This window comes from Microbacterium sp. DT81.1 (assembly GCF_049844955.1).
Taxonomy (GTDB): Bacteria; Actinomycetota; Actinomycetes; order Actinomycetales; family Microbacteriaceae; genus Microbacterium.
The window spans coordinates 186,575-198,889 of sequence record NZ_JBNCMA010000002.1 but is presented as its reverse complement, the minus strand read 5'-3'; the positions used below and the strand labels follow the sequence as shown (position 1 = coordinate 198,889).

The following is a 12,315-nucleotide window of genomic DNA, read 5'->3' as shown; positions in this document are numbered from 1 at the left end:
ACCGGCGCCGCGTGGGTACTCAGGGCCGAGCGCGGTCCGGTGAGGAATGTGCGGTCACGGCTCCCGTTGCATTTCCTGCCACACGCGGCTCAGGTTTGCGCGGCGCGCGGCAAGAACTGCAGCGCGGGCGCGCTGCGCGGGCCAGGCAGCGTCAGGTACAGGGCACCGATGTCCCCACCGGGTGCAAGCCCTAGCCGAGCTCGTCCCTGCGGCGCGCCAGATACGCGATCTCGGCGGTGTTGCCGGTGAGCGCGATGGCCCTGTCGTAGGCGGTGCGCGACTCGCCGTCGCGCCCCAGTCTGCGCAGCAGCTCCGCGCGGGCGGCGTGCAGCGCGTGGTACCCGTTCAGCGCGTCACCGAGGCGGTCGATCTCAGCGAGCCCCTCCTGCGGACCCCGCAGCTCCGCGATCGCGATCGCCCGGTTGAGAGCGACGATCGGTGACGGGTCGAGGCGGACCATCCGGTCGTAGAGGGCGAGGACCTGCGACCAGTCGGTGGCGCGGGCATCCCGCGCGTCGGTGTGCACCGCGTTGATCGCGGCCAGCAGCTGGTACCGCCCGGGAGCCACCCCCGCATCCAGGCGCTCGCGCACGAGGGTATGGCCCTCCTCGATCAGCGCGCGATCCCATGCGTCGCGGTCCTGGTCGCCGAGGGCAACCAGCTCCCCCTCGGGCGAGATCCGCGCCGGGCGACGAGCCTCGATGAGAAGCATGAGGGCCAGCAGGCCGGCCGCCTCGCCGTCCTCGGGCAGCAGCGTGCGGATCAGGCGAGCGAGCCGGATCGCCTCGGCCGTGAGGTCGGGACGCACGGGGTCCTCACCCGGGCCGGTGGCGAGGTAGCCCTCGTTGAAGATGAGGTACAGCACCGCGAGCACCCCACTGATGCGCACCGGCAGATCACGAGCGGCCGGCACCCTGTAGGGGATGCGGGCGGCCGCGATCTTGCGCTTGGCCCGGGTGATCCGCTGCCCGATGGTGCCCTCCTGCACGAGGAAGGCGGCGGCGATCTCCGGCACCGTCAGACCACCCACCATGCGCAGCGTGAGCGCCACCCGCGCCTCCATCGCCAGCGCCGGATGAGCGCAGGTGAACATGAGCCGCAGACGGTCGTCGTCGATGACCCCGAGCGGCTCGGGCGGCTCTCGGTCGGAGAGCATCAGCGCCTCCCGATGTTTCTCGTTGCGCCGGCTCTCGCGCCGGATCCTGTCGATGGCCTTGCGGTGCGCGGTCGTGGTGAGCCACGCACCGGGATTGGGCGGGACCCCGTCGACCGGCCACCGCTCGACGGCCGTCGCGAAGGCCTCGGCCGCCGCCTCTTCGGCGATGTCGAGATCACCGAATCGCTTGGCGAGCGAGGCGACCACCCGGGCCCACTCCTGATGGTGGACTCGGGCGATCGCGTCGCGCGCGTCGATCAGGCCCCCACCCCCAGGAACGGGCGCACCTCGACCCGCCGATTGCACGCCCTGGAGCCATCCGTCATGAGCGCGAGTGCGACGTCGAGGTCGGGGGCGTCGATGATCCAGAAGCCGGCCATGTGCTCCTTCGACTCCAGGAAGGGGCCGTCGGTGAACACGGGCTCCTCGCCGCGTCCGTCGATGACCGTCGCCGTGCTCGGGTCTGCGAGGCCGCCGGCGAACACCCAGTGACCGCCGGCTCGAAGGCGGTCGTTGAAGTCGTCGATCGCCACCATCTCCTCCGCCGTGCCGGAGTTCGTCTTGTCATCGATCACGGATACCAGATACTGCATCTCGCACCTTTCGGGACGTGGTTGTGGATCGTACCGCTATGCATACCGGGGACGACCGGCGGGGCGGTAGGTCTGGGCGAGGATGCCGGTCGCGAACCGACGCGAATCCACCAGTTCGAGCGAGAAGTCCTTGCCCGCCTCGGGAAACAGACGCGTGCCGGCACCGACGATCACGGGGCACACGATCAGCGTCATCTCATCGACGAGTTCGCGCTCGAGCAGCCAGCGGATGAGCCGGCCGCTGCCGTGCACCTGCAGCTCGCCACCCGGCTTCTCCTTCAGCGCACGGATGCCGGACTCGAGGTCTCCGGAGAGCACCGTCGTGTCGGCCCACTGCGGGTCGGTGAGAGTGTTCGATGCGACGAACTTGGGTCGGGAGTTCAGGGCGCTCACGAACGGGTTGTCGAAGTCGTCCCGCACCCCCCAGTACCCGGCGAAGAGCTCGTACGTGCGCCGGCCGAACAGGAACGCGTCCGCCCGCTGATAGCACTCGCCGATGTAGCCGGTCGACTCCTCATCCCCCACCGGCAGGGCCCAGCCACCGCGGTCGAATCCGGGGTCGAGCGTCGGGTTGTTGCCCCCGTTGGCCTGCATCACGCCGTCGACGGTGATCTGCGTGTTGGTGACGAGCTTCATGATGGGCATCCTCCTCTGGGCCGCCCCGCGGGCGACCTCTCACCCTTACTACGAACGGCGGCGCGCCCATCCGACACGTCGTCGGAAACCCGTGAGGCGGGGTCGTACGAAAACACCGACCGCGGGCGTTCCACCCCGGCACGGGAGATCGGCTTACTGGGTGGAACGGCCGTTGATCGCCCTCCTGCCCCCGCTTAGATTCGCACCAGCCGGGGGTCGAATGCACCCCCGCTGCTCGGTCGGGTACCGCAGACCGCATCGCCGCACCGGAGGATGTCGCCCCGGCACTGCCGAGCCACACCAGGAACGATCGAAGGAGATCACGTGAGATCGTCAATACGCTCCGCCGTCGGCCTAGTCGCCGCGGCAGCGCTCGGCGCAGGAATGATGCTTGCGGGAACGGCCGCCGGCAACGGGAATGGCAACGGGCTGGGTGGACAGCCGGCGACGGCCAGCCAGATCTATCTGGACGAGATCACGGACTACGGCGTCTGCCGCGGCCTCGACCCCGCGTGCTACAACGAGTGGGGCAACGGCTGGGTGGAGGGTGAGCAGAAGCGCATCCTCATCTGGAGCCGCACGGCGGGTCCGCGCCACGCCCATCTCGGCACACCGCTGGCGCCGGGGCTCAACCCGCCGCTGAACGCCGACAACGTCGCGCAGGCCGGTCTCAAGGCGTGGGCGGAAGAGCGCGGCATCGCCGCCGACTACACCGAGGACCTCGCCTCGTTCTCACGGCTGAACAACTACCAGGCCGTCGTCTTCCTCAGCTCCAACCGCGACACCCTCGACGACACGGCTCAGACGAACCTGATGCAGTACGTCCGCGGCGGGGGCGGCTTCGTCGGCATCCACAACGCATTCGGTGCCGAATACCACTGGGAGTACTACGAGGGCCTCCTGGGCGGCGCGAACTTCTACAACCACGGCCCCAACCGCGACGGAACGGTGGAGACGATCAACGACAGGGACGTGTCCACCTCCTTCCTGCCCGAGACGTGGGCGTTCAAGGACGAGTGGTACAACCTGACGCCCTACCCGAGCTTCGTCAACGTGCTGCTCGAGGTCGACCGGGCCACGAGCGAGGCCACCGTCGCCGGCCACGGCGAATCGCACCCCGTGAGCTGGTGCCAGTACTACGACGGCGGCAAGGCGTGGCTGACCACGCTCGGCCACGACGCCGCGGCCTGGACCGCCGCTCCGTTGCCGGGCGACGAGTTCTTCAAGCGGCACGTGATGGAGGGCCTGGAGAGCGCCATGGGCATCAAGCCCTTCTGCGCGGCCTGATCGTTCCCGCCTCGCAGCGATTCATGAGGGGCCCGGGGCCGGCATCGCCGGTTCCGGGCCCATTCGTCGGCCCAGAACGAGAAGCATCCTCCCACGACAGAGATGCTTCATCCGCCCACAAGGACACGTCCCGATGCCGCCGGTTCCACTGGATGGGACGGATGCGGCATCGGCTCTGCGTTTCCTTGCCGTTGCCCGAACGCCCCCGCATACTGCACTCATGCGAACCGCTCAATGGAGCGAGCCGGTGTCCGTGCTCGACCGGATCATCGCCGTCCTCGAGGCGGTTCGCGAGTCGCAGGGCTCGACGACGATCACGCAGATCGCGCGTGCGACGGGCATCCCGAAGTCCACCGTCTCGCGCTTGGTCGCCGATCTCGTGCGCCAGCGCTACCTCTCGCGGACCGACGACGGCGTGGGGATCGGGCTGCGCCTCTTCGAACTCGGTGCGCGCACGAGCACCCCTCGCCGCCTGACCGTCGCCGCCCTTCCGGTGCTGGCGGAGCTGTTCAACGCCACCGGCGAGCACCTGAACGTGGCCGTGCGCGACGGACGCGACATGCTCTCAGTGATCTCCGTTCGAGGTCGGCTCCGACCTGCGCCCTCGCGCGCGGGCGTTCGCGTCCCCTCGGCGACGACGGCCCTCGGCAAGGCCGTGCTGGCGTTCACCACGGAGGAGTCCGTGCTGCGCAGGATCACGACGGGGCTCGACCCGCGGGCCCGCCACGCTCTCGAGCGCGAGCTCGCCGAAGTGCGCACATCGTCGGTCGCGATCGATCGCTGTCAGACGTTCCCCGGCGTGGTCGGCGTGGCCAGCCCCATCCTCTCTCCGGAGCACCAGCCGGTCGCGGCGATCTCGGTGGCGGGGCCCGTCGCCGACATGGATCCCGAGCGGATGGTGCCGCTGGTGCGCCGCGCCGCTCTGGCCCTCACGCACCGGCTGGCGCTGCAGGTGGCATGACGGATGCCGCCGGCGACGCGCTCGGAGTCCTCGACCGGATCACGGCCGTCTTCGAGGCCTTCGATGGCGATGATCGCGGTCTCGGCATCTCCGAGCTCGCACTGCGCGCCGGTCTGCCCAAATCCACCGTCTCCCGCATCGTTGCCGGCCTCGTGCGTCAGCGCTACCTCGAACGGGACGGATCCCTCATCCACCTGGGCCTGCGGCTGTTCGAGCTCGGCCAGCTCGCGGAGATGCCGCAGGAGCTGCGGATCGCGGCCCTCCCCGTCATGGCCGAGCTCCGCAACGCGACCGGCGAGTCGGTGCAGCTCGCCATACGCGACGGCGCGGAGATGATCTGCATCTCCATCATGCGGGGACGACCGCCCGCTCCGCCCGCCTCTCGCATCGGCGAACGTGCTCCCCTCCACACGACCGCTCTCGGGAAGGTGCTGCTCGCTTACTCGCCCGCCACGGAGATCGATGAGATCGTCCTCGGGGCATCGAGGGAGTGGATGCCGGCCGAGCTGGGGCGGCTGAAGCGCGAGCTGGCCGAGATCCGGCGCACGGGGGTCGCCCTCGAAAGCGTGGAGTCCGGTCGCGACATCGCGGGTGTGGCGAGCCCGGTGATCTTCCCGGTCCGCGGTGCGGTGGCCGCGCTCGGGCTGCGGGGCCCCGTGGAGCGGCTGGATCCGGCCCGTGAGGCATCGGCGGTCCGCGAGGCCGCGCACAGTGTGGAGTGCCGTCTCAGTGCGAATCGAGGTCGGTAGGCCGATCCGTCATCGTCGCCACGATCATGTCTCCGATGAGCCGACGGTGCGAGTGCTGCAGCGCCGGCTCGAGCATGTCCCTCTTGAAGATCGCGGCGAAGGTATGCCGGTTCGCGACATGGAAGCACGCGTAGGCGCTGATCATCATGTGCACGTCGAGGGCGTCGATGTCGTCCCGGAAGACGCCGTCCCGCACTCCCCGATCGATGACCTGCTCGAGCACCGTGATGGCCGTCGCGTTCTCCCGCAGGATCGTCTCGGAACGCCGCAGATGCTCCGCGCGGTGGATGTTCTCGATGCTGACGAGCTGGATGAACTCCTCGTGCGTGGTGTGGTGGTCGTACGTCGCCTCCGCGAGCCTGCGGAGGGCATCCTCCGGCGAGAGCTCGTCGATCTGGATGCCGCGCTCGACGCGGCGGATCTGCGCATAGACCCGTTCCAGCACGGTGAGGTAGAGACCTTCCTTCGACCCGAAGTAGTAGTAGATCATCCGCTTCGTCGTCCGCGTGCGTGCGGCGATCTCATCAACCCGGGCGCCCGCGTATCCGTTCGCGGCGAACTCCGCCGTCGCCACCTCGAGGATGTCCTCGCGGGTGCGCGCAGCGCGTCTTGTCTGCCCGATGTCGCTGGCCTCGCTCAGCCGATCGGTCATCGGGGGCTCCCTCCGCCGCCGTGCGCCCCGCACTCTCGCATCATCGCCGGCGCCGAGGCGGGATCCGGGCGTACGCAGCCCGTCATCCCGGTCTTCCCGACCGCTCCTCCACCTCGACGAGGGTGCGGAAATGCCGTTCCATCCGATCGCGATCGGGTCGTCGGCCCGTGATGATGTGCAGACTAGCGTATGCCTGGCCGACGGCCATCCGGCCTCCATCCAGCACGGGGTGGCCGCGCTCGGCGGCCTGCCGGATCAGCTCCGTCTCGAGCGGCCGGTAGACCACATCCGAGACCCACGAGCCCGGCGGCAGCAGACCGACGTCGAACGCGACCCCCTGGTGGTGCAGCATCCCCAGCGGCGTGGCGTGCACGACTCCCTCCGCGTGCGCGATGGCTCCGGCGAGCCCGTCGGTGGGCACGGTGGCGATCGTCTGCGCCGGGAAGAGGCGGCGCATGCGCGCCGCCAGATCTTCGGCTCGTCGATCGTCCACGTCCGACAGGTCCAGCCGGGCGGTGCCGCACGACAGCAGAGCGTACGCGGTGGCCGCACCCGCGCCTCCGCATCCCACCTGCACGACGCGTTCGAACGACGCCCCCGGCAGCCCCGCGATCAGCCCGTCGCGGTAGCCCATCCAATCGGTGTTGTACCCGATCATGCGTCCGCCGTCGAAGACGACGAGGTTGACGGCACCGAGGCGCTCGGCATCCGGATCGAGCTGATCGACGATGCCGAGCACCAGCTGCTTGCAGGGGTGGGTGATGTTCATCGCCGCGTACCCGACGCTCTGCGCGTCGCGCAGGAGGACGCCGACGTCCGTGGCCTCCTTGCCGAGCTGCAGGAGGTCGAGGATGCGGTATTCGTACTCGATGCCGAGGGCGGCGGCCTCCACCTCGTGCATCGCCGGAGAGAGGGATGCGGTGATGCCTTCGCCGATCAGTCCGACCAGGTATCCGGTGCCGGGCGGATGCGGGGAGAGGCCCGTGCTCCGCTCGCCCGGTGTCACGAGGCGTCCGGCATCTCGAAGTCGACGGTCGCGAGCGAGGTCTTCACGGGTGCGGAGATGCGGAGCACCTCGGCGTGCGCCGGGTGCCGCGTGTAGGCCTCGAGGCCCTCGAGGTCGGCGAAGTCCGCGACGAGAGCGAGCTCGTACGACGCGGGTCCGCCGTGTACGTCGGTGCCCACGCTCATGCTGAGCAGCTCGGGGATCTGCGCGGGGAGGGCGCGCAGCAGCGACATCCAGTGCTCCCGCTGCTCTGCGGTGAACGCCGGCGAGAACCGGAAGACGGCGACATGGCGGATCATGCGGGCACCCGCTTCGTGGCCTCGCCGCGCTGCTGATACTGGGCGGCCAGGCGGACGGGCGCGTTCAGCGCCCCGTAGCCCTCGTAGCGTCCCCGCCGCTCCACGACCTCGAGGAAGACCGTGCCGATCGGGCGCGTGTAGAAGTGCAGGAACTCCCCCGCCTCGTCGCGGTCGTACAGAACGTTCAGCTCCTTCAGTTCGGACAGCAGCGAAGGGTCGATGTCGTACCGCGCTTCGATGTCGTCGTAGTAGTTGGCCGGGATCTCGAGGGGGTGGAATCCCCGCGCCCTCGCCGATCGCGCCAGTGCGAGGACGTCGGATGCCGCGAACGCGATGTGCTGGGGAAGGATGGCGTCCCGATCGGCACCCGATGGCACGAGGTTGAGAGCGATTCGGACGGTGCCGTCCGCGCTCTTGAGCACCTGGCTGCGCACGAGACCCACGGGCGCCGCGACCTCCATCGACGGCTGTGTGCGCAGGTCGAGCACGGAGTGGAAGAAGAGCACGCCCGCGTCGAAGTGCTGCCACGGCTGCGCGAGGTTCACGTGATCCACGGAGAGGATTCCGCCCACTCCGTCGCCGTCGGGCGCACCGAACTCGCTCACCCATCGCGGCTCGGCATCCGTCGCGGCACCGAAGAAGACCTCCGAGCCGTCGGGCGCGCGCACGCCCACCAGCGGCTCGTCGCCGGCACCCTCCTCGCGGGGGATCTCCGGCGCGAAGAGCTCCGTCGCCCGCAGCAGGGCGGCTGAGGGATCCCGCACGGAGAGCCCGATGCCGGCGACGGTCGGCTGCGGGCGGTCGGACCCCGGGGCGCCGAGCACGATGCGGGCGGCGCCCTGCGACCACAGCTCGACGGTCTTCGTGCGGTGACGACCATGGGCGCGAAACCCCAGCTGGGCGAGCAGCGCCCGCATGTCGTCGGTGTCGTCGGGGCGCAGCTCGACGTAGCTGAGTCCGGCCGGCGGATCGACCGCGGGCAGCGCGGATGGGGCCATCCCCGCGGCGCGCCCGCCCGCGGACGCGCCGAGCCACGATGCCGTCTCGTGCTCGAGCCATCGGAGGGACCGCCGCGCGTCGATCGCGGTGGTCAACGGGTCGGACTGACGGAAGGTGTCGTTGAAGATCTCGAGCGAGACGGGGCCGTCATATCCGGTGCGTGCCAGGTGGCCCATGAACGCCCCGAGGTCGAAGCCGCCCTCGCCGGGGAACAGCCGGTGGTGACGGCTCCACGACAGCACGTCCATCGAGAGCAGCGGCGCGTCGGCGAGCTGCACGAAGAAGATCTTGTCGGCCGGGATCGTCTCGATCGCCTCGGGGTTGTGACCCTTGGAGAGGATGTGGAAGCTGTCGAGGCACACCCCGATGCGGGGGTGATCTGCCAGGCGCACGATGCGCGCCGCCTGCTCGTAGCTGTCGACGAACCGCCCCCAGGCCAGGGCCTCGTATGCCACGCGCACGCCGAATCGCTCCGCGAGATCACCCAGTTCGCGCAGCTGCACGGCGGCAAGCTGCTCGTCGCCGCTGCGCGCGGTGCCCACGTTGCTGCAGAGCAGCATCGTGTCGATGCCTAAGCGGTTCATGAGCGCGAACTTCGCCCCCGCCCGTCGCAGGTTCTGGGCGAGCAGGTCGGGGCCGACTCCTTCGAAGTCCCGGAAGGGCTGGTAGAGGTCGAGCGAGAGCCCGAGCTCCTTCGCGCGATCGCGGATGGTCTCCGGCGAGTACGGCGACGCGACGAGGTCCGGCTCGAAGATCTCCACACCGTCGAACCCCGCAGCGCGCGCGGCGACGAGCTTCTCATCGAGCGTTCCGCTGAGGCACACCGTGGCGACCGACGTTCGCATGACACCTCCCGTAGGCACCGTCCTTGGCGCCTGCATCGTTCCCGTAACGAGCATTGCATCAAAACGTACTAACTAGTACGTTCGATCGCAGATGGGCGATCGATGACGATTCAACCCGGTGGAAGGGGATCCTCGATGACGAGTCTCGCCGAATGGAACAGGTCGCCCGCCCGCTCGGCCTCGGTGCTCGACCGCATCTTCGCGATCCTCGACGCGGTGCAGGACTCGGGTGGATCGAGCTCGATCACCGAGTTGGCGGCGCACACCGGACTGCCGAAATCCACCGTCTCGCGACTCGTCGCCGCGCTCGTCGAGCAGCGGTACCTGGAGCGCACGGCGGAAGGGGTGACTCTCGGGCTGCGCCTGTTCGAACTGGGCGCGCGAGCCAGTCTCCCCCGGCGCCTCATCGCTGCCGCCGCCCCCGTGATCAGGAACCTCTGGGACCTCACGGGAGAACGGGTCGGGCTGTGGGTCCACCACGGCACGGACATGGTGTCGATCGCGGCCGTGGCCGGCCGGCTGCCGATGCTGCCGACCCGCGCAGGGATGCGCTCACCCGTGCTCACGACGGCGAGCGGAAAGGCGTACCTCGCGTTCTGCGCCGACCAGAGCGTGGTGGATCGCGTCAGCGCGCGGCTGGTCGCCGACGAGGCCGTGCGCTTCAAGGAGGAGCTCGGCCGCATCCGCTCGTCGGTGATCGCCACGGACCGAGAGGTCTCGTACCCGGGCATCCTCGCCGTGGCCAGCCCGGTGCTCTCGGCCGACTCCGCCGTGCTCGGCGCCATCTCGATCGCGGGTCCGAGCGGGGTGATGGATGCCGAACGCGTCGCGCCGCTCGTCCGCGCCGCCGGCGCCAGCGTGACCCGTCGCCTCACGGCGGCATAGGCGACCGTGAGAACCGCCGACTGGACCGAATCGGTCAGCGTCCTCGACCGCATCACGGCGGTCTTCGAGGCCTTCGGGGAGGATGACGAGGGGCTCGGGGTCTCGGAGCTGGCCCGGCGCGCGAACCTGCCCAAGTCGACGGTGTCGCGGATCGCGAACGACCTCGTGGGGCAGCGACTGCTCGATCGAGAAGGGGACAAGCTCTATCTCGGCGTCCACCTGTTCGAGATGGGTCAGACGGTCGAGCAGCCGCGCAGGCTGCGCCACTTCGCCCTTCCCGTGATGACCGAGCTCCGCAACCTCACGGGTCAGACCGTCCACCTCGCGGTGCTCGAAGGAACGGACGTGGTGTTCCTCTCGGTCGTGCGGGGCCGGCCGACGCAGGCGCCCGTGGCGCGTGTCGGGACGCGACTGCCCGCCTCTGCCACAGCGCTCGGCAAGGCCATGCTCGCGTTCACGCCGCCCGAGGTCGCCGAACGCATCGTGAACGCCGACCTTCGCCGGCTCGCCTCCCGCACGACCGGCGATGCCTCCGCGCTCCTCCTGGAGCTGGCCGACGCCCGTCGCAGCGGGTTCGCCTCGGAGCGCGAAGAGTCGGCGGCCGGTCGCTGCTGCATCGCCAGCGCGATCCTCGGCTCCGGCACCGTTCCGGTCGCGGCGATCTCCGTCACGGGCACGAGCGAAGAGCTGGATCCGGGTCGCGCCGCCCCCGCCGTCCGTGCAGCGGCGATGACCCTCACCCGCCGACTCGATGCCGGTCGAGGGGGTGCCGGTCGAGTTCCCTGAACCCGAACCTGACACCCCACCGCCCACGCGAAACGGGGCGGGCGCAACCTCGCATCCGCCCCGTTCGCTCGTCGCTGCGATCAGCCGGCCATCTCCCGGATCGCCTGGTAGACCTCGAGGGTCTCCCCGGTGAAGTAGTTCTCGAAGTAGGCCTCCGCCTTCTCGATGAACGCGTCCATGTCGATGTCCTCCTGCTCGATCACGGTGAAGTTCTCGTCGGCGCGGTACTCGTCGAGGATCTCCTCGGTGGCCTCGTCGACGCACTCCGCGTTCTCCGAACGGATCCCGTGGATCGTCTCCTCGAGCAGAGCGGCCTGCTCGTCGTTCATCTTCTCGTAGGTCTTGTCGCTGACGAGGATCCAGTGGATGCCGACGTTGTGGTTGTTCAGGATCGCGGTGTTGAGCACCTCGTCGTAGCTCGATGAGCGGGTCGCGACGATCGGGTTCTCCTGGCCGACGGCGATGCCCTGCTGCAGCGCCGTGTAGACCTCTTCCACCGCCACGGACACCGGATTGGTGACGCCGAGGGCCTCGGCGTTCGCCAGGAAGGCGGGCGAGTTCGGGAACCGGATCGGCACGCCCTCGAGGTCGTCGGGGCCCGTGACCTCGACGTCCTTCGTCGTGAACGTGCGGTTGCCGAAGAACCACCCGTCCACGATGCTGACCCCGGTGGCCTCCTGGAACTCCGCGAAGAGGTCCTCCGAGCCCTCGTCGATCCACTCGAACGCGTGGTCGACGTCATCGAACGCGTAGGCCGCGTCCACGACGCCGATCGGCTCGAACGTCGAGCTGAGCGCGGACGCGCCCTGCAGGTCGATGTCGATGTCGCCGGCCTGCACGAGCGGGAAGCGGTCGGCATCGGGGCCGAGCTGGCTCGCCGGATACAGCTCGACAGTGAAGCCCATATCGGCTTCCTCGAGGCGCTCCTTCAGCAGCTCGACGCCACAGTAGTAGTTCGGCGTCTGCTCGTTCTGGCTCGTCGCGACGGTGAGGGTCACGGGTTCGTTCGCCGTGGCGCTCTCGGTGGCGTCGCCTTCGGGGGCGGCGCCACCACCGGCGCAGCCGGTGACGACGAGGGTGGTTGCTGCAAGCACCGACGCGGCTATGCGGCCTCGGCGCGTCGAGCGGGCTGTGCCCATGGGACTCTCCTCTTTTGTGCGCACGTCCTGGTGCGGGCGCTGATGTGTCAATCGGTGGCCGAGACGGCGACATCCGGTCGACGAGGTTCCTGCAGTTCACAAGGGCATCGTCGACCACGCTGTCAATGAAACGGCCCGGTGGCAGTGCCGACTCTCGCCCACTGCGTGCGGTTCGCAAAGCGATGTCCCGGCGAGTGGAACATGCCGCGTGGGACCGCTGGACACCCGGTGTCCCCGCTGAATGGGACGGATCCCGCACGTCGTCCCATGGTGGCATACGCTCGGGTCCATCACCCGCCCGGACTCCAGAAGAGGGGTGCGC

Annotated in this window: 13 protein-coding genes; 5 read left to right on the top strand and 8 right to left on the bottom strand. The window is 69.5% G+C overall.

Features of this window, described 5'->3' with window-relative positions; translation table 11 throughout:
• Positions 1-190 precede the first annotated feature (190 nt).
• From ACLQ2Q_RS06065 to ACLQ2Q_RS06055, 3 genes are read right to left on the bottom strand one after another with little or no spacing between them, the layout of a single operon-like run.
• Positions 191-1,417 carry an RNA polymerase sigma factor gene (locus ACLQ2Q_RS06065; protein ID WP_425819945.1) on the bottom strand — a complete coding sequence of 409 codons (1,227 nt, stop codon included), beginning with the start codon at positions 1,415-1,417 and terminating at the stop codon, positions 191-193.
• On the bottom strand, positions 1,414-1,749 hold the full coding sequence (locus ACLQ2Q_RS06060) for a YciI family protein (RefSeq protein ID WP_425819019.1): 336 nt from the start codon (positions 1,747-1,749) through the stop codon (positions 1,414-1,416). Before ACLQ2Q_RS06060 ends, ACLQ2Q_RS06065 begins: the two co-directional genes overlap by 4 nt.
• A 36-nt stretch (positions 1,750-1,785) precedes the next feature.
• Positions 1,786-2,385, bottom strand: a complete 600-nt coding sequence (locus ACLQ2Q_RS06055) for a dihydrofolate reductase family protein (RefSeq protein WP_425819017.1) — start codon at positions 2,383-2,385, stop codon at positions 1,786-1,788.
• A gap of 324 nt (positions 2,386-2,709) precedes the next feature.
• Here ACLQ2Q_RS06055 and ACLQ2Q_RS06050 point away from each other — a divergent pair, with 324 nt between their 5' ends.
• The 3 genes from ACLQ2Q_RS06050 (at position 2,710) to ACLQ2Q_RS06040 (ending at position 5,382) form a co-directional block, all read left to right on the top strand.
• Entirely contained in the window at positions 2,710-3,672 is a 963-nt protein-coding gene (locus ACLQ2Q_RS06050) for a ThuA domain-containing protein (RefSeq protein ID WP_425819015.1), read from the top strand.
• Between the two features lie 220 nt (positions 3,673-3,892).
• Positions 3,893-4,633 (top strand): IclR family transcriptional regulator, encoded by a 741-nt coding sequence (locus ACLQ2Q_RS06045; RefSeq protein WP_425819013.1) that lies wholly within the window; start codon positions 3,893-3,895, stop codon positions 4,631-4,633.
• Entirely contained in the window at positions 4,630-5,382 is a 753-nt protein-coding gene (locus tag ACLQ2Q_RS06040) for an IclR family transcriptional regulator (RefSeq protein WP_425819011.1), read from the top strand. Before ACLQ2Q_RS06045 ends, ACLQ2Q_RS06040 begins: the two co-directional genes overlap by 4 nt.
• Here the strand turns inward: ACLQ2Q_RS06040 and ACLQ2Q_RS06035 are convergent.
• The 4 genes from ACLQ2Q_RS06035 to ACLQ2Q_RS06020 form a co-directional block, all read right to left on the bottom strand.
• Entirely contained in the window at positions 5,360-6,034 is a 675-nt protein-coding gene (locus ACLQ2Q_RS06035) for a TetR family transcriptional regulator (RefSeq protein WP_425819009.1), read from the bottom strand. The genes ACLQ2Q_RS06040 and ACLQ2Q_RS06035 overlap by 23 nt on opposite strands.
• An 82-nt stretch (positions 6,035-6,116) precedes the next feature.
• Positions 6,117-7,040, bottom strand: a complete 924-nt coding sequence (locus ACLQ2Q_RS06030) for a shikimate dehydrogenase (RefSeq protein WP_425819007.1) — start codon at positions 7,038-7,040, stop codon at positions 6,117-6,119.
• On the bottom strand, positions 7,037-7,339 hold the full coding sequence (locus tag ACLQ2Q_RS06025; protein WP_425819005.1) for a Dabb family protein: 303 nt from the start codon (positions 7,337-7,339) through the stop codon (positions 7,037-7,039). Before ACLQ2Q_RS06025 ends, ACLQ2Q_RS06030 begins: the two co-directional genes overlap by 4 nt.
• Positions 7,336-9,183 (bottom strand): bifunctional sugar phosphate isomerase/epimerase/4-hydroxyphenylpyruvate dioxygenase family protein, encoded by a 1,848-nt coding sequence (locus tag ACLQ2Q_RS06020; protein WP_425819003.1) that lies wholly within the window; start codon positions 9,181-9,183, stop codon positions 7,336-7,338. The genes ACLQ2Q_RS06025 and ACLQ2Q_RS06020 overlap by 4 nt, the downstream gene beginning before the upstream one ends.
• A gap of 135 nt (positions 9,184-9,318) precedes the next feature.
• On the opposite strand from ACLQ2Q_RS06020, the gene ACLQ2Q_RS06015 reads away from it, so the two are divergent.
• Both ACLQ2Q_RS06015 and ACLQ2Q_RS06010 read left to right on the top strand, forming a co-directional pair.
• Complete coding sequence (locus ACLQ2Q_RS06015; RefSeq protein ID WP_425819001.1) at positions 9,319-10,068, top strand: IclR family transcriptional regulator; 750 nt, start codon at positions 9,319-9,321, stop codon at positions 10,066-10,068.
• A 6-nt stretch (positions 10,069-10,074) separates the two neighbouring features.
• Entirely contained in the window at positions 10,075-10,854 is a 780-nt protein-coding gene (locus ACLQ2Q_RS06010; RefSeq protein WP_425818999.1) for an IclR family transcriptional regulator, read from the top strand.
• 80 nt (positions 10,855-10,934) lie between these two features.
• On the opposite strand, the gene dctP is transcribed toward ACLQ2Q_RS06010, so the two are convergent.
• Positions 10,935-11,993 (bottom strand): TRAP transporter substrate-binding protein DctP, encoded by a 1,059-nt coding sequence (dctP, locus tag ACLQ2Q_RS06005; RefSeq protein WP_425818996.1) that lies wholly within the window; start codon positions 11,991-11,993, stop codon positions 10,935-10,937.
• Positions 11,994-12,315: the final 322 nt, after the last annotated feature.